Source organism: Serratia sp. AS12 (assembly GCF_000214195.1).
GTDB lineage: Bacteria > Pseudomonadota > Gammaproteobacteria > Enterobacterales > Enterobacteriaceae > Serratia > Serratia plymuthica.
Genome location: NC_015566.1, coordinates 3,672,922 through 3,696,011, shown reverse-complemented (window position 1 = coordinate 3,696,011; position 23,090 = coordinate 3,672,922). Strand labels below are relative to the sequence as shown.

The following is a 23,090-nucleotide window of genomic DNA, read 5'->3' as shown; positions in this document are numbered from 1 at the left end:
AGTTGATTGACTATTTTGTGTCAAACAGGCGTTACGGATGGTGTTAATTTATGTTTACACCTGTGTGGGCCGCTCGGCAGCGCAAAAATGCCTTCAACAGAAATTAACCTGTGATGCATAGTGAAAACTTATTTACGGGCTTCTATAGTGGAATGACTGGAAAATAAGGGAGAGATCAATGTTAAGGGTGGAGATGCTCAGCACCGGCGATGAGGTGCTGCATGGGCAAATTATAGATACCAACGCCGCCTGGCTGGCAGATTATCTGTTCCAGCAGGGCATGCCGATGAGCGGCCGTGAAACGGTGGGGGACAGTCTCTCCTCTCTGATCGAAACGCTGCAGGAACGCAGCCATATCGCTGATGTTCTGATCGTTAACGGCGGGCTGGGGCCGACCAGCGACGATCTCAGCGCGCTGGCGGCGGCTACCGCCTGCGGTGTCGAGCTGGTTGAGCATGCTGAATGGATGGCGCGCATCGAGGCTTATTTTGCCGAGCGCGGCCGGCCGATGGCGGCTTCAAACCGCAAACAGGCGCAGATCCCGGCCAACGCCGAAATGCTCGATAACCCGGTTGGCACCGCCTGTGGTTTTGCGCTCAAGCTGAACAAGTGCACGATGTTTTTCACTCCCGGCGTACCTTCTGAATTCAAAGTGATGGTCGAGCAGCAGATCGTTCCGCGCCTGCGCCAACGTTTTCCCCTGCCGGCGCCGCCGCTGTGCCTGCGTTTAACCACCTTTGGCACCTCGGAGAGCGATCTGGCCGCCGAGCTGGACGGCATGCCGCTGCCGCCGGAAGTGGTGCTCGGCTACCGCTCTTCCAGCCCAATCATTGAACTGAAACTGACCGGCCCGGAGATCCAGCGTGCGGCGATGGAACAGGCGTGGGAACGAGTGCGCCAGGTGGCGGGTGAAAACACCATTTTTGAAGGCACGGTAGGCTTGCCGGCGACGTTGGCGCAGCGGTTAACCCAGCAAGGGTTGAAGCTGGCGCTGAGCGAACAGTTCAGCGCCGGGTTGATCAATCTGCAATTGCAGAGCGAAGGCGCACCGCTGGCCGGCGGCGAGCTGTTGCCGTCGCACTGTGTGGAAACGCTGGAAACCACGTTGGCCCGCGCCCGTTCGCTGGCAGAGCTGGCAGGGGCGCAATTGGCACTGGCGGTCAGTGCGATGAGTGACGATCGGGTGAGCGTTGCGTTGCACACGCCGAAGGGGGGGATCGGCCAAACGGTGCGCTACCGGGCGGCGCGCCATGGTTTGCGTCTGCGGCAGGAATCGGTGGCGATGCTGGCGCTCGACATGCTGCGGCGCTGGCTGAACGGCGAACAGGTGTGCGGCAAAAACGGCTGGCTGGAGATCGTGGAGATTATCGAATAAGGATTCGTTAGATTTAATGATATATCCCTTATTAATCATAATATTATAAGGGGTTATCTTGGTTGGGACAGGCTGTTACAATCGCTGCGGGTGCTTGAGACTGTTCGTCTTGAGCATTGTGTGGCAAGGCGGATAAGTGAAAGCCCCAAACTGACTCTCAATCAGAATGGGGCTGCCCTAACGCCTAGACACCGTTATGGTAGCCCCTTCACAGCAAGGAGGCAAGCATGCGGCTAAAGCATGTGTTTCACTCGTTAACTGTTGTATGTATTACTATTTTGTTATTTATCTGGATGATAAGAGACTCACTGTGTGAGTTGGCCATCTACCAGGAAAATATCACGATTTTGATCAGGTTAGCTTGTGAGGTGAAGCGGTAATCATCGGGCGGGGGAAACCCCGCCTTCTGGTGACCAGGCGCGGTTTCAGGCACCCAACGTCAAATTTCCAGCTCGATATCGGTCAGCGGCATGCAGCAGCAGGGCAGGATCTCGCCGTCATTGATAAACGCCAGCGGCTGTTGGTGATAGGTCACTTCGCCTTTTACCAATTTCAGGCGGCAGGCGCCGCAATAGCCGGATCGGCATTGGTATTCTACCTGCACGTCGTGCAGTTCCAGTACGTCGAGCAGGCAGCTTTCACTTTTCGGGCAGGATAACTGCGTGCCAGCGGCACGCAGTGTGATGAGAGGTGATGCCATCGCTTACAGTTCGAAGTCGCTCAGGTCGTCGGCATGCACTTCCGAGTCGATCTGACCAACCAGATAAGAGCTGACTTCCACTTCCTGCGGCGCAACCTGAACGTTGTCGGACACCAGCCAGGCGTTGATCCACGGGATCGGGTTAGAGCGGGTTGCGAACGGCAGGCCAAGGCCAACCGCCTGCATGCGGATGTTGGTGATGTATTCCACATACTGGCACAGAATGTCTTTGTTCAGGCCGATCATCGAGCCGTCGCGGAACAGGTATTCCGCCCACTCTTTTTCCTGTTGGGCCGCCAGCACGAACAGGTCGTAGCACTGCTGCTGACACTCAACGGCGATTTCCGCCATCTCAGGGTCATCGGCGCCGGAACGCATCAGATTCAGTATGTGCTGGGTGCCGGTCAGGTGCAGCGCTTCGTCACGGGCGATCAGCTTGATGATTTTGGCGTTGCCTTCCATCAGCTCGCGTTCCGCAAAGGCGAACGAACAGGCGAAGCTGACGTAGAAGCGGATGGCTTCCAGCGCGTTCACGCTCATCAGGCAGATGTACAGCTGCTTTTTCAGCGCCCGCAGGTTCACGGTGACGGTTTTGCCGTTGACCTGATGGGTGCCTTCACCCAACAGGTGATAGTAACCAGTCATCTCGATCAGATCGTCGTAATAGCCGGAAATGTCTTTCGCGCGCTTGAGGATCTCTTCGTTGGTAACGATGTCATCGAACACCAGTGCAGGATCGTTGACGATGTTACGAATGATGTGAGTATAAGAACGCGAGTGGATGGTCTCGGAGAATGACCAGGTTTCCACCCAGGTTTCCAGCTCCGGGATTGAGATCAGCGGCAGCAGGGCCACGTTCGGGCTACGGCCCTGGATGGAATCCAGCAGCGTTTGATACTTCAGGTTGCTGATGAAAATGTGTTTTTCATGTTCCGGCAGCGCCTGATAGTCGATACGGTCGCGGGATACGTCAACTTCTTCCGGACGCCAGAAGAAGGACAGCTGCTTCTCAATCAGTTTTTCGAAGATTTCATGTTTTTGCTGATCGAAACGCGCGACGTTAACCGACTGGCCGAAGAACATCGGCTCCAGCAACTGGTTGTTTTTTTTCTGAGAAAATGTGGTGTAAGCCATAAGCCTGAATCCATCGTAACGTGGCTAAATGAAGGGGCCGGAAGAGTTCCGGCCCGCTGTGTCAAACATTAGATCTTGCAGGCGCCGCTTTCGCAGTCGTCATCGCCGCCCTTGGCCGGCAACAAATCTTCCTGCACATCGTCCGCACCGTCACGGGTGTTCTGATAGTACAGCGTCTTGACGCCAAACTTGTAGGTGGTGAGCAGGTCTTTCAACAGCTGCTTCATTGGCACCTTACCGGCCGGGAAACGGCTTGGGTCATAGTTGGTGTTGGCAGAGATCGACTGGTCGATAAACTTCTGCATCAGACCGACCAGTTGCAGGTAACCGTCGTTGTTCGGCATTTCCCACAGCAGCTCGTACTCGTTTTTCAGACGCTCATACTCCGGAACCACCTGGCGCAAAATGCCGTCTTTCGACGCTTTGATGCTGATGTGGCCGCGCGGCGGCTCGATGCCGTTGGTGGCGTTGGAAATCTGCGACGAGGTTTCCGAAGGCATCAGCGCAGACAGGGTGGAGTTGCGCAGACCGGTTTCCTTGATCTCTTTACGCAGGGTTTCCCAGTCGTAATGCAGCGGTTCGTCACAGATCACATCCAGATCTTTCTTGTAGGTGTCGATCGGCAAGATGCCCTGAGAATAGGTGGTTTCATTGAACCACGGGCAGGCGCCCTGTTCCTGAGCAAGACGGTTCGACGCCTTCAGCAGGTAATACTGGATGGCTTCGAAGGTTTTATGGGTCAGGCTGTTGGCGCTGCCGTCGGAGTAGCGCACACCGTTCTTCGCCAGATAGTAGGCATAGTTGATCACGCCGATGCCCAGAGTACGGCGGCCCATGGCACCACGGTAAGCGGCTTTGATCGGGTAGTCCTGGTAGTCCAGCAGGGCGTCAAGCGCGCGCACCGCCAGGGTAGCCAGCTCTTCGAGATCGTCCAGGCTTTCGATGGCACCCAGGTTGAAGGCGGACAGCGTACACAGCGCGATTTCGCCGTTTTCGTCGTTGACGTCATCCAGCGGTTTGGTCGGCAGGGCGATTTCCAGGCACAGGTTGGACTGGCGTACTGGTGCGATCTGCGGGTCAAACGGGCTGTGGGTGTTGCAGTGGTCAACGTTCTGGATGTAGATACGGCCGGTAGAAGCGCGCTCTTGCATCATCAGTGAGAACAGTTCGACCGCTTTCACGCGTTTCTGGCGAATGCTGTCGTCTTTTTCGTACTGGGTGTACAGACGTTCGAATTCGTCCTGATTGGCGAAGAAGGCGTCATACAGGCCCGGCACGTCAGACGGGCTGAACAGGGTGATATCTTCGCCCTTGATCAGACGCTGGTACATCAGGCGGTTCAACTGCACGCCGTAGTCCATGTGACGCACGCGGTTGCCTTCAACGCCACGGTTGTTCTTCAGCACCAGCAGGCTTTCCACTTCCAGATGCCACATTGGGTAGAACAAGGTGGCGGCACCGCCACGCACGCCGCCCTGAGAACAGGATTTTACCGCGGTCTGGAAGTGTTTGTAGAACGGGATACAGCCGGTATGGAAAGCTTCGCCACCCCGGATCGGGCTGCCCAGCGCACGGATGCGGCCGGCATTGATGCCGATACCGGCACGTTGCGAAACGTATTTCACAATGGCGCTGGAGGTGGCGTTGATGGAATCCAGGCTGTCGCCGCACTCGATCAGCACGCAAGAGCTGAACTGGCGGGTTGGGGTGCGTACGCCGGACATGATTGGCGTAGGCAGCGAAATCTTGAAGGTGGAGATCGCGTCGTAGAAACGTTTAACGTAGTCCAGACGGGTTTCGCGCGGATAGTTGGAGAACAGGCACGCGGCGACCAGGATATACAGGAACTGGGCGCTCTCGTAGATCTCGCCGCTGACGCGGTTCTGCACCAGATACTTCCCTTCCAGCTGTTTGACGGCCGCGTAGGAGAAGTTCATGTCACGCCAGTGATCGATAAAGGAGTCCATCTGCTCGAACTCTTCAGAGCTGTAGTCTTCCAGCAGATGCTTATCGTACTTGCCCATTTCTACCATGCGAGTCACGTGAGCGAGCAGCTTTGGCGGCTCGAACTGGCCGTAAGCTTTCTTGCGCAGGTGGAAGATGGCCAGGCGTGCCGCCAGGTACTGATAGTCCGGCGCGTCGCGCGAAATCAGGTCGGCTGCAGCTTTGATAATGGTTTCATGAATATCGGCGGTTTTGATGCCGTCATAAAACTGAATATGGGAACGCAACTCTACTTGAGATACCGAGACGTTATTTAAACCTTCTGCGGCCCAGTCGATGACCCGGTGGATTTTGTCGAGGTTGATGCGCTCTTTACGGCCATCGCGTTTAGTTACAAGCAGACTTTGGTTCATGTGGTTGTCCGTATGATTCCCCCAAGCAGAAGTGTAGTCGCTCTGCTCAGTATGTAAACACTACATATAGGGGTTGTATGTCGGTGAGGTAACAAGATAGTGAGAAAATAGGGCGTTTGCAAGTGAACAAAACCGGCCTATTTTGTGGATAACTTGGGGGTGAAATTTGGCTTCCGGCCGTGAGTGCGCGCTGTGACTGGCGCGACGAGCTTGTCAATAAGCGTGATAAGAATTTCCTTAGATTCACAAAAACGTGATCGTTTGCCGCTTTATTAAACGTTAGAAAAAAACGTGATATTGATCTGATTTAATATTCTTAAAAACTGTTTACAACGGCGATTTTGATCGAAATCGTGAAAATAGGGCATTTATCCCGATTGATATGCGCACCGGATCCGGCGGAGCCAGTCCCGGTGCGGGCTGGGATACTTACCCTTCGTGCTGAGTATGTACCATATAGTTCACATCAACGTTGCGGCCAAGCTTGAAATGGTCAGTGACAGGATTGTAATGCAGGCCAATCATGTGTTTTTCGCGCAGCGGCGTGCCGTCGACCCAGCCGAGCAGCTCAGAAGGGCGGATGAACTTCTTATGATCATGGGTACCCTGCGGTACCATCTTCAGAATATATTCTGCCCCGATCACCGCCATCAACCAGGCTTTGGTGTTGCGGTTAATGGTGGAAAAGAACACGTGGCCGCCCGGTTTCACCAGGTGAGCGCAGGCGCGTACCACCGAGGCCGGATCGGGAACGTGTTCCAGCATTTCCATGCAGGTCACCACGTCATACCTTTGCGGGTTGGCCTGCGCGTGGCTCTCCACCGTTTCTTGCACATAACTAACACTCACGCCGCTTTCCAGCGCGTGCAGACGGGCCACTTGCAGCGGCTCTGCGCCCATATCCAGCCCGGTCACTTGCGCGCCTTCGAGCGCCATGCTTTCTGCCAAAATGCCGCCACCGCAACCCACGTCGAGCACCGTTTTGCCAAAAATACCGCCGGCACGCTGCAGGATATAATTCAACCGCAGCGGGTTGATACGGTGCAAGGGTTTGAATTCACCTTCCAAATCCCACCAGCGTGAGGCCACTGCCTCGAACTTGGCGATTTCCTGATGGTCAACGTTTTGCGTTTGGTTGGATGATTCTGCATTCATGGGCGTGTTTGGCTCCTTGTTCTCGTTGCGCGGATTATACATGTATCGGCGCAGCCCCGTCTGCGCCGATACATTTTTACCGCACATATATGCACAATTTCAGCGAAACAGCGGCGGTTATTTTCCCGTAAAGCGTGCTTTGTGATATAGTTTTACACCTTTGCCACTATGGCAGCGGGCAGATGAATCATTAGTAGAGGGATAGCAGCTCCATGAGCGACCTTGCCAGAGAAATCACACCGGTAAACATCGAAGACGAGTTAAAAAACTCGTATCTGGATTACGCGATGTCCGTCATTGTCGGACGTGCGCTGCCAGATGTTCGTGATGGACTGAAGCCGGTGCACCGCCGCGTTCTGTTCGCGATGAGTGTATTGGGTAACGACTGGAATAAACCATACAAGAAATCGGCCCGTGTCGTCGGGGACGTGATCGGTAAATACCACCCACACGGTGACAGTGCGGTATACGACACCATCGTGCGTATGGCTCAGCCGTTTTCACTGCGCTATATGCTGGTGGACGGTCAGGGTAACTTCGGTTCCGTCGATGGCGACTCCGCCGCGGCGATGCGTTATACCGAAGTACGCATGTCCAAAATTGCTCACGAATTGCTGGCGGATCTGGAAAAGGAAACCGTCGACTTCGTGCCTAACTATGATGGCACCGAGCAGATCCCGGCCGTCATGCCAACCAAGATCCCGAACCTGCTGGTTAACGGCTCGTCGGGCATCGCAGTGGGGATGGCCACCAACATTCCGCCGCATAACCTGTCTGAGGTTATCAACGGCTGCCTGGCTTACATCGATGATGAAAACATCAGCATCGAAGGCCTGATGGAACACATCCCGGGGCCGGACTTCCCGACGGCGGCGATCATCAACGGTCGCCGTGGCATCGAAGAGGCCTACCGTACCGGGCGCGGTAAAATCTACCTGCGCGCTCGTGCCGAAGTAGAAACCGACGCCAAAACCGGCCGCGAAACCATTATTGTTCACGAAATCCCGTACCAGGTGAACAAAGCGCGTCTGATCGAGAAGATCGCCGAGCTGGTAAAAGAAAAACGCGTGGAAGGTATCAGCGCGCTGCGTGACGAGTCCGACAAAGACGGTATGCGCATCGTGGTTGAAATCAAGCGCGATGCGGTCGGCGAAGTGGTACTGAACAATCTGTATTCGCTGACTCAGCTGCAGGTCACCTTCGGCATCAACATGGTGGCATTGCATCAGGGTCAGCCAAAACTGCTGAACCTGAAAGACATTCTGCAGGCGTTTGTCCGCCATCGCCGTGAAGTGGTGACCCGCCGTACCATCTTCGAACTGCGTAAAGCCCGCGACCGCGCCCATATTCTGGAAGCGTTGGCCATCGCGCTGGCAAACATCGATCCGATCATTGAACTGATCCGTCGTGCGCCGACCCCTGCGGAAGCTAAAGCCGGGTTGGTTGCTCAAGCCTGGGATCTGGGCAATGTAGGCGCGATGCTGGAACGTGCCGGTGACGACGCGGCCCGCCCTGAGTGGCTGGAGCCGGAGTTCGGCATCCGTGACGGCAAATACTACCTGACCGAGCAACAGGCTCAGGCGATTCTGGATCTGCGTCTGCAGAAACTGACCGGCCTGGAGCATGAAAAGCTGCTGGACGAGTATAAAGAGCTGCTGACTTTCATCGCTGAGCTGATCTTTATTCTGGAAAACCCCGATCGTCTGATGGAAGTGATCCGCGAAGAACTGGTGGCGGTCAAAGAGCTGTACAACGACGGCCGCCGCACCGAGATCACCGCCAACACGTCAGATATCAATATCGAAGACCTGATCAACCAGGAAGACGTGGTCGTTACGCTGTCGCACCAGGGCTATGTGAAATATCAGCCGCTGAGCGACTATGAAGCGCAACGCCGCGGCGGTAAAGGCAAGTCAGCCGCACGTATTAAAGAAGAAGACTTTATCGATCGTCTGCTGGTGGCCAACACCCACGATACGATCCTGTGCTTCTCCAGCCGTGGCCGCCTGTACTGGATGAAGGTGTATCAACTGCCTGAAGCCAGCCGTGGCGCACGCGGTCGCCCAATCGTCAACCTGCTGCCGCTGGAAGCCAATGAGCGTATCACCGCCATTCTGCCGGTGCGCGAGTATGAAGAAGGGCGTCACGTGTTTATGGCAACCGCCAGCGGCACCGTGAAGAAAACCGCTTTGACCGAGTTCAGCCGTCCGCGCAGCGCCGGCATCATCGCCGTCAACCTCAATGAGGGTGATGAGCTGATTGGTGTTGACCTGACCGATGGCAGCAACGAAGTCATGCTGTTCTCCGCCAACGGTAAAGTGGTGCGCTTCCCTGAAACGCAGGTGCGTTCGATGGGCCGTACCGCCACCGGCGTTCGCGGTATCAACCTGGGTGAAGGCGATGGCGTTATTTCCCTGATCGTCCCGCGCGGTGAAGGCGACATCCTGACCGTAACCCAGAATGGCTACGGTAAACGTACCGCAGTCACCGAATACCCTACCAAGTCGCGCGCTACCCAAGGGGTTATCTCCATCAAGGTGAGCGAGCGTAATGGTCAGGTTGTCGGCGCGGTGCAGGTGGAAACTACCGATCAGATCATGATGATCACCGATGCCGGTACGCTGGTGCGTACTCGCGTGTCGGAAGTCAGCGTGGTCGGCCGTAATACCCAGGGTGTTACGCTGATCCGTACTGCGGAAGACGAGAACGTCGTCGGTCTGCAGCGCGTTGCCGAGCCGGTGGAAGACGAAGAGTTGGACAGCCTCGAACCGGGCGCGGAAGAAGCGGAAGAAGACGCTGCACCGCTGGACGACGCTGACGATGATTCTGAAGCCGCAGATGATGCGGAAGATGACAACGCCTAAGCGGTAAGGGGGCGGCGTGATGCTGACCCCGGATCGTACAGATGCAAACAGGGCCTGGCAGCGATGCTAGGCCCTTTTTCAGTTCTATGGTTTAATTGCCGTGCCAAAATCAGCGATCCCGACTCTGAGGCGAATGCGCTGGCCGCCACTCAATTTTTCATGGTATCCGATTGAAATATTTAGCTTCTTTTCGCACCACGTTAAAAATATCCCGTTATTTGTTCCGGGTGTTGGCGATTATGCTGTGGTCGCTGGGCGCGCTGCTCACAACCTTCTATATCCTGAATATCCTGAACGACAAAGAGACTGACATCCGGCAAGAATACAGCCTGGATTTCGATCAGGCGCAGAGTTATATCCGTCATTCCGCCGATATTATTCGCGATATCAAATATATGGCGGAAAATCGCCTTAACGGTTCTGTCAGCAGTCTGGATATGTTCAGTGGGATATTCCCCGGCAAGAACAGTACGCCGGAGTTTCTTCCGTTGTATCCTGAATCCAACTGTTCGCTTAACACCACTTATCGCAGTTCGCTCAATTCGCTGAGTGGGTTGATCCAGTATTGGAAAGAGAATTTCGTTGCGGCCTACGATCTCAACCGGGTTTTTTTCATCGGTGGCGACAGCCTGTGCATGGCGGAGTTCGGTGGCGGCAATGCCGTGCCTAACCGCGAGAACGTGTTGAAATCGCTGCACGAGCGCATCCTTAAATACCGCAACGCCAAAAATCAGGATAAAGATAATAACCTGTACTGGATCAGCCCAAGCCAACAGCGGCCGGATGTCGGCTATCTGTATGTGCTGACGCCAATTTATATTGGCAACAAGCTGGAGGCGCTGCTGGGCATCGAGCAGACCATAAGGCTGGAAGATTTTGTCACGGCGGGCAACCTGCCGATTGGCGTGACCCTGCTGGATGAGAATAACGAACCGATATTGCGTCTGGCGGAAGGGGAACGCGCTGCCGCGACGCTCGATAGCTATCCGGATGCGCACACCTATTTTGGTTATGATGATAATTACCGCCATCTGATTATGAAGAAGGTGCTCCAGCCTTCCTCGCTCAGCATTGTTTATGCCTTGCCGGTAAAGAGTGTGGTCGAGCGTTTCAAGATGCTGATCCTCAATGCGTTGCTGCTGAACCTGCTGTCGGCCATTGTGTTGTTCACCCTGGCCTGGCTGTTTGAACGTAAAATGTTCCTGCCGGCGGAGAATAACGCCTTCAGGCTGGAAGAACATGAACAGTTCAACCGCAAGATCGTCGCCTCGGCGCCGGTGGGCATCCTGATTCTGCGCATCAGCGACGGCACCAATATTCTGAGCAATGAGTTGGCGCATAACTACATCAATTTGCTGACCCAAGAAGACCGTGACCGCATTACGCGCATTATCTGCGAACAGCAGGTGAATTTTGTCGATGTGATGACCAGCAATAACAATAACCTGCAAATCAGCTTCGTTCACTCCCGCTACCGTAACGAGGATGTGGCGATCTGCGTGCTGGTAGACGTCAGCGCTCGCGTAAAAATGGAGGAGTCGCTGCAGGAGATGGCGGCGGCGGCGGAACAGGCCAGTCAGTCCAAGTCGATGTTCCTCGCGACCGTCAGTCACGAACTGCGAACCCCGTTATACGGCATTATCGGTAACCTCGATTTATTGCAAACCAAGGCGTTGCCGCAGGGCGTTGACCGTCTGGTCAATGCGATGAACAACTCGTCCGGGCTGCTGTTAAAGATCATCAGCGACATTCTGGACTTCTCCAAAATTGAATCCGAGCAGTTGAAGATTGAGCCGCGCGAGTTTTCCTGCCTGGAGGTGATCACCCACATCGCAGGCAACTATTTGCCGCTGGTGGTGAAGAAGCGGCTGGGGTTGTACTGTTTTATCGAACAAAACGTGCCGGAGCGTATTTCCGGCGATCCCGTGCGGCTGCAGCAGGTTTTGTCCAACCTGTTAAACAACGCGATTAAGTTTACCGACACCGGCTGTATCATCCTGCAAGTCTGCACGCGCAGCAGTTATCTGGAGTTCAGCGTTCGTGATACCGGCGTCGGTATTCCGGAAAAAGAAATTACCCGTTTGTTTGACCCCTTCTTCCAGGTAGGCAGCGGTGTGCAGCGCCATTTCCAGGGGACCGGGTTGGGGTTGGCGATTTGTGAAAAACTGATCAATATGATGGATGGCGATATCGCCGTTGAATCAGAGCCGGGGCTGGGAAGCCTGTTTACCATCCGTATTCCGCTGTTTAACGCTCAGTTCCCGATCCCGCAGGCCAGTGATACCTGGCAAGGTAAAACCCTGTGGCTGAGCATTCGCAATCAGCGGCTGGAAAGCTATCTGATGGAGATCCTCGGCGGTTATGGCGCTACGGTGCTGCGCCATCAGGGGCAGGACACCACTGCAGGGGAGGTTATGCTCAGCGACTATCCACTGATGGTCAATACGCCGCTGCTGGCGCAGATTCAGTTTTCCATCGAGCATATTGGCCCGTCGCAGGAAACCCGGCCGGGTTACTGGATGCATAGCACCTCGACGCCGCGCGAAACCTTGGTGTTGCTCAATCGGTTGTTTGGCACCAGCACTGAAAGCGGCAGCACTCTGATGCAATTGCCGTTACCGGTCAAAGCCAGCACGGCGGACAACGGCGATATTCATCTGTTGGTGGTGGATGATCATCCAATTAACCGTCGGTTGCTTTCCGACCAGCTCGGCTCGCTGGGTTATCAGGTGGTTACCGCCAACGATGGGCTCGATGCACTCGACGTGTTGAATCGCAATACCGTCGATATCGTGCTGACCGACGTCAACATGCCAAATATGGATGGCTATCATCTGACCCAGCGCCTGCGCCAGCAGCACTTTACCTCTCCGGTAATTGGTGTGACGGCGAATGCCCTGGCGGAGGAGAAACAGCGCTGTATGGAGGCGGGAATGGATAACTGCCTGTCGAAACCGGTCACGCTGGAAACCCTGGAGCAGACATTGGCGTACTACAGCCAGCAGGTGCGTCGCATGCGCGCCGAGTCGGGGGATGCCTAGAAAGCAAAAGGGCGCGGCATACAATACCGCGCCCTCGGTTAACCGCGAAGGTTTTACTCTTTATCCAGCGGCGCCATGCTGACGGAAGAGAGGTAGTTGAGCAGCGCGATATCGTTCTCGACACCCAGCTTCATCATGGCCGATTTCTTCTGGCTGCTGATGGTTTTGATGCTGCGGTTGAGCTTCTTGGCGATCTCGGTCACCAGGAAACCTTCGGCGAACAGGCGCAAGACTTCGCTCTCTTTCGGTGACAGACGTTTATCACCGTAGCCGCTGGCGCTGATTCTCTCCAGCAGTTTGGAGACGCTTTCCGGCGTGAATTTTTTGCCTTTTTGCAACGCGGCCAGCGCTTTTGGCAGGTCGGTTGGCGCACCCTGTTTCAACACGATGCCTTCGATATCCAGATCCAACACGGCGCTTAAAATTGCCGGGTTGTTGTTCATGGTCAGAACGATGATCGACAATTGCGGATAATGGCGTTTGATGTATTTGATCAGCGTGATGCCGTCGCCATATTTATCACCCGGCATCGAAAGGTCGGTGATCAGTACGTTAGCGTCCAGTTTGGACAGATTGTTGATCAGCGCTGTCGAGTCTTCAAACTCCCCAACGACATTCACCCATTCAATTTGCTCAAGTGACTTCCGGATGCCAAACAGTACGATAGGATGGTCATCAGCAATAATTACGTTCAGGTTATTCATGTTGTTGGCTACCTTGCTGCAGCAGTCTACTGACGAAAAAATCAATCTGACTGATGTTATTCTCGATCTTGAGCGCATCACCGTCTGCGATGTGCTGTTCTAACGATTCACACAGTTGCTTGCCGGGAAGCAGATTTAACATGGCAAACACGCCTTTCAGGCGGTGTGCTGTCTGTGACAGAGCATTGAAATCACTGCTGCCCGCCTCAGTATACAGTTTTTTGACATCATCGGGTACTGTATCAACGAATAGTCCATAGTAATCACTTGATTTCAATTGTTTTTCATAGAGTTGGATGTCATCTGCAGTCAGCGATAGCGCGATTTCTTCCTGTTCCAGCGCGGCCATTTGCTGTTCGATCAGCATCAGTACGGCGTCTATCATTGCCCCACTCAGGTTATAATTTACCCGAATATAACGCTTTTCAAGCTGTTGCCACCCGGCCTCATCGCTGGCCAGTAGCAGGGTATAGTCGTCGGCCCTTTGCGGATTATCGGTCAGCAGCACGTCGTAGTCGCGATTAACCTGGCGGTCGTCGGCAATGATACAGCTCGCGCCATAAGCGTGCAGCAAGGTGGTGACGATGCCGCGGACCTCTTCAGACGTGATGTCCAGCAGCGCAGTCACGCCGTCGAGCAGTTTCTCCTGCGCTTCGGTATCCTTTTTCTCCATTTCCATCGGCACGCGGATGGTATAGCGAGTACCGATGTCTACCTTGCTGCGGATGTCCAACTGCCCGTTGAGCTTTTTGCACAGCTGGTTGCACAGGAAGAAGGTGAGGCCAGATCCATGATTAAAGCGATCCACCAACGTTTGGCTGAGGAACGGATAGTTCAGGTTGCTGATTTCTTCGTTGGAAATGCCCGAACCTGTGTCATTGATATGGAATACCAGACGATCCTGGTGTTCCGGCTCATGGTCGATCACCAGCGAAATCTTGCCGCAAGCGGTAGTGATGATGGCGTAATGGACCAGCAGTGAGATCACTTTGCGCAGCGCGTTGGCGTCACCGATATAGTGCTGTTCGACGTCAAGATTGACATGGTTGAACAACGACAGACCTTTTTGATTGATGGCCGGCAAGGCTTCCAGCAGCAGCTCATCTATCAGAGCGGCAGGGTTGAAAGGCTGGCGTGAAGGCTGCCAGTCTTGGGTTTCCAGGCGGGTAAGCAAGGTGATGTTCTCGATCAACCCCAACACCGATGCCGATTCCTCGACCAATTGGTTCAGCAGCGTCTGTTGCTGTTCCTCATCCGGCTGGGTGCGCAGGCGATCGGCCAGATCGTGCATTTGGCGCACCGGTTGGTTCAGTTCGATACCCAGGTTATGCAGCATCAGTTTACGCGCCTGCACGTTTTTATCATATTCGCGTCGGGCCTGCTGTAGCCTTTTATTCACCATCACTTCCTTGTCCTGATCGTTGAGCAGGAACAGGTAGGTTTCCGGTGATAGCTGACTGCGGAAGATGCGAATTTCGTACACCTCATTGTTGACCGTTGCCTGAATGACGCCGTGATGTTGTTCGGCCATATGGGCGATTTTTTGCAGGCTGAGGTGGGGCAGCAGATGTTGGGCAATTTTATTGCTGGCGATCACCGTATTGCTGGCGAAGCTGTACACCAGCAGGCCGGAAGGCAGGCTGGCAATGATTTCCTGATTCAGCGCGCGTTCGGCCTCGAGTTCAACCGCCATGCTTTCGCCCGGCCGGATGTACTGACGACGAATAGAGTAAATGCCGATCATCGACAGTACCAGCAGCAGCAGATTGATGGCGACCAACCACAGGTTGTTACGCAGCAGATCAATCGCCAGGTTCAGGGCCGAGACGCGGTAAACCACTTTCAGCGGCGCATTCGGCAGCGGAGCGCTGAACTCCACCCAACTGGCGCTGAACGCTACGCTGGCGTTGGTGGTCGTTTCCACCGGAAGAGTACTGTCATCCAAATCGGTATCATCGGGCTGCAGCATAAAGTTGGAACGCGCCATATTAATCGGAATGATGTCGTTAATCGGCAGATCGAAAGCAATGACCGTAGCCAGGTGCCCCGGCTGATTAAAGGTGGTGCGGATTGAAAATGAGTAGGCGTTTTGGAAGCGCTGCTTGCGCAAGCTGGAGAAACTTTCCCGTTCGTCGAGCATGTTGGCCTGTTGCAGCATTTCTGCCCGACGATCCTCCGCCGACGACGTCAGGTAGCTTTCTCTGAAGCGTGAGGCCAGCTCTTTCAGCGGTTGAGTGGTGATCAGGCTCAGGCTGTTATCCTGGCCATTAAGATAATACATGGCATAGTTTTCAGATGTGGCGCCCCAACGGGTATCCAGGTAATCCGAAATTCTGGCGATCATGGCCAGCGTGCTGTCGTCGTGGCTGCCAAAAATCACCGCATCGGTTTTTTTGTGCGGTTTCTCTACATAATAGACGTCCGGGCGTAGCCGGGTTTCCTGCAAGCTGGGATCGGTACTTAAAGAAGAGGCCGTGCCGAACTTATCGTAGATCTGGTAGGTGATATAGCGATAGTTGTCTACGCGCTTTTGCAGGCCGTTGGCGATGCTGTTCAGCGCGTACTTTTTTTCCGCCAGCCAGGCGTTGGTATAGTTGTAGCCATACAGGCCGATGGCCATCGTCAGCAGGACGGTAAATAACAGGAAGCTGCGGGTAATAGTGCTTGAGCTAATCGTCAGTTGTTTGTTTTGCATAGTTGACTGCACATTCCTGAATCAACGGGTTACGGCTCTGGCGCTGGCGGTGACCGCCAGGAGTAATACGGCGACGCAGGCAAAAGCCACCGTCAGGTTGAAGAACTGGGCGATGAAGCCGATCAGCGCCGGCCCGGCAAGAATGCCTGCATAGCCTACGGTGGTCACTGAGGCGATGGCCAGGTTTGCCGGCATATCATGTTGGTTGCCCGCCGCGCTGAACAGGATCGGCACCACGTTGGAAGCGCCCAATCCAACCAGCATAAAGCCAACCAGAGAAATCATCGCGTTGTTGAAGACGATCGCCAGGCTCAGGCCAATGGCCGCGCAGAGGCTGCCGAGCAACAGCACCTTATACCTGCCCAGGGAATTCACCATGCGATCGCCATTCAGCCTGCCGATGGTCATGGTGATGGAAAACAGCGCGTAGCCTAAACCGGCCTGGCTGCTCGCGACGCCGCGCAGGGTCGTGAGGAACAGGGCGCTCCAGTCGAGCATTGAACCTTCCGCCAGGAACATGATAAAGCACAGGATACCGATAAACATCACCCAGCCGCGCGGCATCACGAACAGCGGCCCACCTTCTTCGCCACCGCTCTCGCGCAGTAGATTGCGACTGGCGAGTGCCAGAAGGGCGGCAATGGTCAGTACGATAATCAGCGTTGCCAACAAAGGCGACAGCCCGAGCCACAGCACCACGCTGACACCGCCGGCACCGGCTATGCCGCCGACGCTGAAGAAACCATGAAAGCCGGACATCATCGCCTTGCCGCTGGCGCGCTCGACCACCACGGCTTGCACATTCATCGCTACGTCGATCATGCCGATAGCTGCGCCAAACAGCAACAAGGCCAGCGCCATGCCGCCGGTGCTATCCATCAGCGTCAGCAAGGGTAAATCAATGCACAATGCCAGGCCGGCGAGCAGGATCACCGGTCGGCAACCCAACCTACCGGTCAGATATCCGGTCAGCGGCATGGCCAGCATGGAACCGGCGCCGATGCACAGCAGCAGCAAACCCAGCGACCCATCATCAATACCGATACGTGCTTTGGCAAAGGGCACTAGCGGCGCCCAGGCGGCCATGCCGAAACCCGCGACAAAAAAGGCCAGCCGCGTGGCAATTTGTGCCGGGACACCGGGTTTTTGCTGTTCATTGCACAGGGTAGAAGTCATGTGGGCATCAGAATCTGTTATGGAAGTGCAGGTTGAAAGTAATGGACTGTTTTTATCACAATCCGCGATCCGGGTCGAAAGGATTCGCGCTGCCGTCGGGGGCATCGGCCAGGGGGAGGGCAGCTATAGCGTTTCATCGGGTTGAAATATCATCGACCGTCTGCTTGTTGCAGGGCATTTTTTTCTGTCTGGCAGCCTGATGGGCTGAGCGTATGTCGTGCTGAAAAAAACGCCATTTAAGCAATCGAATACTTTTTAAATAATGCGATTAAACTGTAGTCAAATAGAAATGTTAGCGATTTGTGCTGCAGTTAATTAGGGTAATGATATCGATGGGTTATTATTTATTGGCAAAAAATGCGATTGAAGGGGGATTCTCATCGGTGTGTGAAGAAATAAAAAACCGGCCAGAAGCCGGTCGAAATGGACAAAAATTATCGTATAGATAATGAAGGTAATAATGAAAATAATGATGATAGCGGCGCAATTATAGCGCCAGTTGGTTGAACTGCTTTTGGCACAATGTGCTTATTGTCGATGACTTTTGTATGGCTATCTTTTTTTTCTTATATTTTTGTATAACCACATGATTTTAATTTAATTAATGTATTTTTTATCATTATGTGCTGTATTTGTTTTGTCTGTAATGTTTTGTGTAAGTTCGCGCAGATTTACATCTTGAATCATTTGTTAATTATAATGAAACACTATTGGGTACTTGGTATCATTTTCTTTCTGGATTAATATAATCCCTGTTACCAGAATGGTAATGCACAGTCGTGCTAATAATGCTCAGAAGGGCAGTGGCCATAGCTCGACATAATTAATGAGGATAATAACGATGAAACTTCGAGTACTCTCTCTGATAGTACCCGCCCTGCTGGTTGCAGGTACTGCAGGCGCGGCGGAAATTTACAACAAAGACGGAAATAAACTGGATTTGTTCGGTAAAATCGATGGTCTTCACTATTTCTCCGACAACAAAAATTCCGACGGCGACCAGTCTTATATGCGTTTTGGTCTGCGCGGCGAAACCCAAATCAGCGATCAACTGACCGGCTATGGCGAGTGGGAATATCAGGCGAACCTCAATCGTGCGGAAAGCGAAGATAACAATAACTTTACCCGTGTCGGTTTCGCCGGTCTGAAATTTGGCGACTACGGCTCGCTGGATTACGGCCGTAACTACGGCGTACTGTATGACATCGGCGCATGGACCGACGTTCTGCCGGAGTTCGGCGGTGACACCTACGGTGCGGATAACTTCATGTTCCAGCGCACCAATGGCGTGCTGACCTACCGTAATACCGGCTTCTTCGGCCTGGTCGATGGCTTGAACTTTGCCCTGCAATACCAGGGTAAAAATGACAGCGCGACCGAATCCAATAACGGCCGCGACGTGCTGGCACAGAACGGTGACGGTTATGGCATGTCTGCGTCCTACGATCTGGGCTATGGCATCAGCGCTGCAGCCGCTTACTTCTCTTCCGATCGTACGAACGACCAAAATGGTATGAACGGCAACTACAGCAACATTCTCGGCCGTGGCGATAAAGCTGAAGCTTACAGCGGCGGTCTGAAATATGACGCCAACAACGTTTACCTGGCGGCGATGTACACCCAGTCTTACAACGCTACCCGTTTCGGCAGCAGTGGCAGCACTGTTTATGGCTATGCCAACAAAGCGCAAAACGTCGAAGTTGTTGCACAGTACCAGTTTGACTTTGGTCTGCGTCCGTCCGTGGCTTACCTCCAGTCGCGAGGCAAGGACATCGACCGAGGTTACGGCGATCAGGATTTGATGAAGTATGTTGACGTGGGTGCGACTTACTACTTCAACAAAAACATGTCCACCTACGTTGACTACAAAATCAACCTTCTGGATGACAACAATTTCACCAAAGCCGCCGGTATCAACACCGACAACGTGGTTGCCTTGGGTCTGGTTTACCAGTTCTAAGCAACAGAGTGTGAAAGTGACCACGCGGCCTTCGGGTCGCGTTTTTTTTGCCTGCGATTAGGCACAAATGGATATTTACCCGGCACGGATTGCTATTTCAACACCCCCTTGTGTCACTAAACTCGACCTATATAGATAGACACCTCAGGAGGTTAGTATGGAGCTCAGCATAGATCGGGTTATTGAAACGGTCCTGTATGTGCGCGATATCGAACGCGCCGACACTTTTTACCAACAGGTGTTAAAGCTGCCGGCGATGCTGGCCAACGAGCGTTTTCGTGCCTACAACGTGGGCGAACAAAGCGTATTGCTGCTGTTTATTGAAGGCGACTCGCTTAAAGGCGCACGTTATCCCGAGGGGTATATTCCTCCGCATGACGGCAATGGGCCATTACATATCGGGCTGGCGGTGGCGAAAGAGCAGTTACCGCATTGGGAGCAGCATCTGACGGCTCATGGTATAGAGATAGAAGGGCGGATGACCTGGGAACACGGCGGGGAGAGTATTTATTTCCGCGATCCCGACGGTCACCTGCTGGAGCTGGTGACGCCGGGGATCTGGGCCAATTATTGATCGAGCCAGGCTAGTGCCAACGCCTCAAGCATTCCACTCATCAGCAGCAATGCTTGTTGTGGCTGCTGCTCAATTTGTACTTTGACGATCGCCCCGTCTATCAGCATCGCCAGCATTGCCGCTTGCTGTTCCTGCTGCGGGCCGGCAGGCAGGTGGCGTGCAATTGCGTCAGCCATCTGCTCTTTGTGCTGCCGTGCGATGTTCAGACTTTCCGGCAGCATATCCGCTAATTCCACCGCCGTATTGATAAAAGCGCAACCGCGATAGTGCGGGTCGTTGAACCATTCCGCAAGGCAGGACGTTAAAGCAGACAGCACATTGCCTTGCTTTGCCACATGCCGTTCCAGAGATTGGTTAAACCAGGCCAGCCACTGCTCATGGCGATAGGCTAAAAACGCTGCGATCAGATCGTTCTTGCTGGGGAAGTGCCGATAAAACGTCACTTTTGTTACGCCAGATTCGCTGATGATGCGATCGATACCGGTCGCGCGTACACCTTCACGGTAAAACAGATCGTGCGCCGTCAGCAGGATGCGCTGGCGCGCAGGCAGAATGCTGGTTGTAACAGACATCAGAGCACCTCATAAATTATTTACCGGATTGATTGTAGACAACTCTGTCTACATACGCTAGTTTAATTAAGTAGACAATTCTGTCTACTTAACCCCAAGCCCAGAGGTGAATAATGAGCATTAAACCCCCGTTACCGCCATTTACCCGTGAATCCGCCATCGAGAAAGTCCGTTTGGCAGAGGATGCCTGGAACAGCCGCGATCCTGAGCGCGTATCGCAGGTTTATTCTGTAGATACCCATTGGCGCAATCGGGCTGAGTTCGTTGATGGCCGGGAGGCGGTCTGCAAGTTCTTGCAGCGCAAGTGGGCTAAAGAGTTGGAGTACCGGTTGATTAAGGAACTGTGGGCGTTCGATGGTGCGCGTATCGCAGTGCGGTTTACTTATGAATGGCGCGATGATTCCGGCAACTGGTACCGCAGCTTTGGCAACGAGAACTGGGAGTTTAATCCGGACGGCCAGATGATTAACCGGCATGCCTGTATCAACGATATGCCGATCCGTGAGCAGGAACGTCAATTCCATTGGCCGCTTGGCCGCCGACCGGATGATATTCCGGCCCTGAGTGACTTTGGCTTCTGATTGCGTTTACTGATAATAGGGCCGCAGTTCTGCCTGGCGCGCAGAGATAAGTGAAGGCATTTCAATCTGGAAAATAAAAGTTAATTATGTTTTATGCGGCTTTATTTTAGACGTAATAAAGCCTACCTAAATAAATAAGGCATATAAATTAAAGTGATTGTACTGAATGTGGAAATAACGGTGGAGCGCGTGTTCGATAAAATGGAAAGGTGGCCAGAGTAATAACGAGGTAAATAGCGTGAATAAGACGGGGTGCGTATTGAGGCGGCAGAGGCGGTGCCGCAGGTATCTGGGCCATCAGCGGCGGATTGTGATGTAACAGGCTGCAATAGCCGCAGAGGTCAAAACAGGCGCCGGAGGCCATATCCGCCATGTCGTGGCCCGCGGGCGGGCTTTCCTCTGGCTGATGACTCATCATCACCATATGCTCGGCATGTTCCCCGCTCGTCGGCATATCCATAGTCATCTCTTTGTTATTGATATTATTTTTTGAGAGATGAGAGGAGATGGACGGCGCGATGAAAACCATCAACATAGCGAATAAGCCCAGCCGGGCCAGAGAGCGCATATGTTGAGTGGACAGTTTCACCAGGACGGTCTTCCAGAGCCAGAGGGTAAATGAGTGATGATGACGGTAATTGTGCTCGCATTGTAACATTAATGAGAATTAAGCTAAACAGAGAAGAAATCTGTTTGTTAAATGAAAGTAATTCGGGTAAATTTTGCCATTATTCTATTTAACCACGGATAACCTATCATGTCTGAACGCACTTCTGCGTCGCCTGCGGCTGCGCAGAATATTAATCAGCAGGTAACCACCCGCAGTTGGTTTATTCCGTTGATGATGCGGATTCATTTCTATATTGGTCTGTTTGTGGGGCCCTTTTTACTTATTTCCGCAGTGAGTGGAATATTTTACGCATTGACGCCGCAAGTTGAATCCCGCCTGTATGCCCAACAGCTATTTAACGACAGCACCGGGCCGACACTGCCGTTAGAACGACAGATAACCGCCGCTCAGGCGGTCGCACCGCGGCAGGCTTCACTTTCGGCGGTAAGACCGTCACCTGGCGAAGGCGAGAATACTCGTGTGTTGTTTAACGTTGCGGGATTAAAGGCCTCGGAACGGTTGGCGGTGTTTGTCGATCCGGTGACCGCGCAAACGCATGGCGCAATGATGGTTTATGGCACCAGCGGCATATTGCCGCTGCGCACTTGGTTGGATCAATTTCATCGCAGTTTGCTGTTGGGGGATTTTGGTCGCAATTATAGCGAGCTGGCAGCTTCCTGGCTGTGGATTGCGGCGCTCGGGGGATTGATCCTCTGGGGCGCTCGCAAGCGTAAGCAGACGAGGCAGGGGCGTAAAGGTTTACGTTGGTTGCATGAGAAAAGCGGCGTGCTGTTGCTCATCGGCCTGTTGTTCTTTTCCGCCACCGGGCTGACCTGGTCGCAGTGGGCCGGAGAGAATATCAGTGTGTTGCGACAGCAACTGGGCTGGGCGACCCCCTCGTTGTCTACGGCAGTGGGTGGGCAGAGCGCACTGCCTGCTGATGAGCATGCCGAACACCATGGCCACAGAATGCACATGACAATGGCTGAGCCGCCTCAGGACCGTGCCATGTATGACAGAGCGCTGGCTGTCGCACGTGCAGCAGGCATTGATGCCACCAGGGTTGAAATCAGGCAGCCGGCAGCGGCGGGCCAGGCTTGGGCGGTGATGGAGATAGATCGCAGTTGGCCGACGCAGGTTGATGCCGTGGCAATCGACCCCGCGACGATGGCAATCGTTGATCGGGTCAGGTTCGAACAGTACCCGCTGGCAGCCAAATTGACGCGCTGGGGTATCGATCTGCATATGGGTATCTTGTTCGGTTTGGCAAATGAGCTGGTGTTGGTGGCTTTCGCTGCCGGGTTGGTGGCAATGGTGGCGATGGGGTATTTGATGTGGTGGCGCGGCCGGCCCACACGGTCAGTGCGTAAACCGCGGCACTCACCCTTTATGTTGCTGCGCAAAACACCCAAAGGGCCGCTGTTGCTGATCGTCAGTCTCACGTTGCTACTGGGCGTTTGCCTGCCGGTGATGGGCGTTAGCCTGTTGGCCTTTTTACTGTGCGATCTACTGCGGTTTCTGATGGCGTGGCGACGTGAACCGCACCTATCGACAAAGCGAAGTTTGTAGAAAAGCCTTTCCTCTTCTACACT

The 23,090-nt window shown here is 53.8% G+C and carries 17 protein-coding genes; 8 read left to right on the top strand and 9 right to left on the bottom strand.

Translation table 11 applies throughout. The annotated features are described in order from the left end of the window. The first annotated feature begins 178 nt into the window (after positions 1-178). Both SERAS12_RS17320 and SERAS12_RS17315 read left to right on the top strand, forming a co-directional pair. Positions 179-1,375 carry a nicotinamide mononucleotide deamidase-related protein YfaY gene (locus SERAS12_RS17320; protein WP_013813866.1) on the top strand — a complete coding sequence of 399 codons (1,197 nt, stop codon included), beginning with the start codon at positions 179-181 and terminating at the stop codon, positions 1,373-1,375. A 227-nt stretch (positions 1,376-1,602) separates the two neighbouring features. After that, positions 1,603-1,755 carry a Hok/Gef family protein gene (locus tag SERAS12_RS17315; RefSeq protein WP_013813865.1) on the top strand — a complete coding sequence of 51 codons (153 nt, stop codon included), beginning with the start codon at positions 1,603-1,605 and terminating at the stop codon, positions 1,753-1,755. Between the two features lie 59 nt (positions 1,756-1,814). On the opposite strand, the gene yfaE is transcribed toward SERAS12_RS17315, so the two are convergent. From yfaE to ubiG, 4 genes are all read right to left on the bottom strand, one after another. Then, a complete protein-coding gene (yfaE, locus tag SERAS12_RS17310; protein ID WP_013813864.1) occupies positions 1,815-2,075 on the bottom strand; it encodes a class I ribonucleotide reductase maintenance protein YfaE in 261 nt (86 codons plus the stop codon). Positions 2,076-2,078: 3 nt separating this feature from the next. Continuing rightward, positions 2,079-3,209 (bottom strand): class Ia ribonucleoside-diphosphate reductase subunit beta, encoded by a 1,131-nt coding sequence (gene nrdB / locus SERAS12_RS17305; protein ID WP_013813863.1) that lies wholly within the window; start codon positions 3,207-3,209, stop codon positions 2,079-2,081. A gap of 68 nt (positions 3,210-3,277) precedes the next feature. Further along, positions 3,278-5,566: a class 1a ribonucleoside-diphosphate reductase subunit alpha gene (gene nrdA / locus SERAS12_RS17300; protein ID WP_013813862.1), complete on the bottom strand. Its 2,289-nt coding sequence runs from the start codon at positions 5,564-5,566 to the stop codon at positions 3,278-3,280. A gap of 429 nt (positions 5,567-5,995) precedes the next feature. Further along, the gene (gene ubiG, locus SERAS12_RS17295; protein ID WP_013813861.1) at positions 5,996-6,721 is read right to left on the bottom strand and encodes a bifunctional 2-polyprenyl-6-hydroxyphenol methylase/3-demethylubiquinol 3-O-methyltransferase UbiG; all 726 of its coding nucleotides are present in this window, start codon (positions 6,719-6,721) and stop codon (positions 5,996-5,998) included. A gap of 212 nt (positions 6,722-6,933) precedes the next feature. Here ubiG and gyrA point away from each other — a divergent pair, with 212 nt between their 5' ends. After that, positions 6,934-9,585 (top strand): DNA topoisomerase (ATP-hydrolyzing) subunit A, encoded by a 2,652-nt coding sequence (gene gyrA, locus SERAS12_RS17290; protein ID WP_004947160.1) that lies wholly within the window; start codon positions 6,934-6,936, stop codon positions 9,583-9,585. A 170-nt stretch (positions 9,586-9,755) separates the two neighbouring features. Beyond that, complete coding sequence (gene rcsC, locus SERAS12_RS17285; RefSeq protein WP_013813860.1) at positions 9,756-12,626, top strand: two-component system sensor histidine kinase RcsC; 2,871 nt, start codon at positions 9,756-9,758, stop codon at positions 12,624-12,626. Positions 12,627-12,679: 53 nt separating this feature from the next. Here the strand turns inward: rcsC and rcsB are convergent, their stop codons facing one another. Genes rcsB through SERAS12_RS17270 form a run of 3 tightly spaced genes read right to left on the bottom strand, consistent with a single transcriptional unit; the run spans position 12,680 to position 17,201 of the window. Then, complete coding sequence (rcsB, locus tag SERAS12_RS17280; RefSeq protein WP_004947156.1) at positions 12,680-13,330, bottom strand: response regulator transcription factor RcsB; 651 nt, start codon at positions 13,328-13,330, stop codon at positions 12,680-12,682. Further along, positions 13,323-16,025, bottom strand: coding sequence for a phosphotransferase RcsD (rcsD, locus tag SERAS12_RS17275; RefSeq protein WP_013813859.1), 2,703 nt, complete (start codon positions 16,023-16,025; stop codon positions 13,323-13,325). The genes rcsB and rcsD overlap by 8 nt, the downstream gene beginning before the upstream one ends. Positions 16,026-16,046: 21 nt before the next feature. Further along, the gene (locus tag SERAS12_RS17270) at positions 16,047-17,201 is read right to left on the bottom strand and encodes an MFS transporter (RefSeq protein WP_013813858.1); all 1,155 of its coding nucleotides are present in this window, start codon (positions 17,199-17,201) and stop codon (positions 16,047-16,049) included. A gap of 841 nt (positions 17,202-18,042) precedes the next feature. Here SERAS12_RS17270 and SERAS12_RS17265 point away from each other — a divergent pair. Together SERAS12_RS17265 and SERAS12_RS17260 are read left to right on the top strand one after the other, a co-directional pair. Continuing rightward, the gene (locus SERAS12_RS17265; protein WP_013813857.1) at positions 18,043-19,161 is read left to right on the top strand and encodes a porin OmpC; all 1,119 of its coding nucleotides are present in this window, start codon (positions 18,043-18,045) and stop codon (positions 19,159-19,161) included. Between the two features lie 157 nt (positions 19,162-19,318). Continuing rightward, positions 19,319-19,735 (top strand): VOC family protein, encoded by a 417-nt coding sequence (locus SERAS12_RS17260; RefSeq protein WP_013813856.1) that lies wholly within the window; start codon positions 19,319-19,321, stop codon positions 19,733-19,735. Here SERAS12_RS17260 and SERAS12_RS17255 read toward each other — a convergent pair. Further along, positions 19,729-20,307, bottom strand: coding sequence for a TetR/AcrR family transcriptional regulator (locus SERAS12_RS17255; RefSeq protein ID WP_013813855.1), 579 nt, complete (start codon positions 20,305-20,307; stop codon positions 19,729-19,731). The two genes, SERAS12_RS17260 and SERAS12_RS17255, sit on opposite strands and share 7 nt — an antisense overlap. Positions 20,308-20,420: 113 nt before the next feature. On the opposite strand from SERAS12_RS17255, the gene SERAS12_RS17250 reads away from it, so the two are divergent. Further along, positions 20,421-20,888, top strand: coding sequence for a nuclear transport factor 2 family protein (locus SERAS12_RS17250; protein WP_013813854.1), 468 nt, complete (start codon positions 20,421-20,423; stop codon positions 20,886-20,888). 148 nt (positions 20,889-21,036) lie between these two features. On the opposite strand, the gene SERAS12_RS17245 is transcribed toward SERAS12_RS17250, so the two are convergent. Continuing rightward, positions 21,037-21,477, bottom strand: coding sequence for a DUF2946 domain-containing protein (locus tag SERAS12_RS17245; RefSeq protein WP_239440945.1), 441 nt, complete (start codon positions 21,475-21,477; stop codon positions 21,037-21,039). A 168-nt stretch (positions 21,478-21,645) separates the two neighbouring features. Between SERAS12_RS17245 and SERAS12_RS17240 the strand changes: the two genes are divergently transcribed. After that, a complete protein-coding gene (locus SERAS12_RS17240) occupies positions 21,646-23,067 on the top strand; it encodes a PepSY domain-containing protein (RefSeq protein ID WP_013813852.1) in 1,422 nt (473 codons plus the stop codon). Positions 23,068-23,090: the final 23 nt, after the last annotated feature.

Bases quoted from the DNA above. Each gene is read 5' to 3' on its own strand.
- SERAS12_RS17320 (WP_013813866.1), top strand. From the start codon at position 179: ATGTTAAGGGTGGAGATGCTCAGCACCGGCGATGAGGTGCTGCATGGG.
- SERAS12_RS17315 (WP_013813865.1), top strand. From the start codon at position 1,603: ATGCGGCTAAAGCATGTGTTTCACTCGTTAACTGTTGTATGTATTACT.
- yfaE (WP_013813864.1), bottom strand. From the start codon at position 2,075: ATGGCATCACCTCTCATCACACTGCGTGCCGCTGGCACGCAGTTATCC.
- nrdB (WP_013813863.1), bottom strand. From the start codon at position 3,209: ATGGCTTACACCACATTTTCTCAGAAAAAAAACAACCAGTTGCTGGAG.
- nrdA (WP_013813862.1), bottom strand. From the start codon at position 5,566: ATGAACCAAAGTCTGCTTGTAACTAAACGCGATGGCCGTAAAGAGCGC.
- ubiG (WP_013813861.1), bottom strand. From the start codon at position 6,721: ATGAATGCAGAATCATCCAACCAAACGCAAAACGTTGACCATCAGGAA.
- gyrA (WP_004947160.1), top strand. From the start codon at position 6,934: ATGAGCGACCTTGCCAGAGAAATCACACCGGTAAACATCGAAGACGAG.
- rcsB (WP_004947156.1), bottom strand. From the start codon at position 13,330: ATGAATAACCTGAACGTAATTATTGCTGATGACCATCCTATCGTACTG.
- rcsD (WP_013813859.1), bottom strand. From the start codon at position 16,025: ATGCAAAACAAACAACTGACGATTAGCTCAAGCACTATTACCCGCAGC.
- SERAS12_RS17270 (WP_013813858.1), bottom strand. From the start codon at position 17,201: ATGACTTCTACCCTGTGCAATGAACAGCAAAAACCCGGTGTCCCGGCA.
- SERAS12_RS17265 (WP_013813857.1), top strand. From the start codon at position 18,043: ATGAAACTTCGAGTACTCTCTCTGATAGTACCCGCCCTGCTGGTTGCA.
- SERAS12_RS17260 (WP_013813856.1), top strand. From the start codon at position 19,319: ATGGAGCTCAGCATAGATCGGGTTATTGAAACGGTCCTGTATGTGCGC.
- SERAS12_RS17255 (WP_013813855.1), bottom strand. From the start codon at position 20,307: ATGTCTGTTACAACCAGCATTCTGCCTGCGCGCCAGCGCATCCTGCTG.
- SERAS12_RS17250 (WP_013813854.1), top strand. From the start codon at position 20,421: ATGAGCATTAAACCCCCGTTACCGCCATTTACCCGTGAATCCGCCATC.
- SERAS12_RS17240 (WP_013813852.1), top strand. From the start codon at position 21,646: ATGTCTGAACGCACTTCTGCGTCGCCTGCGGCTGCGCAGAATATTAAT.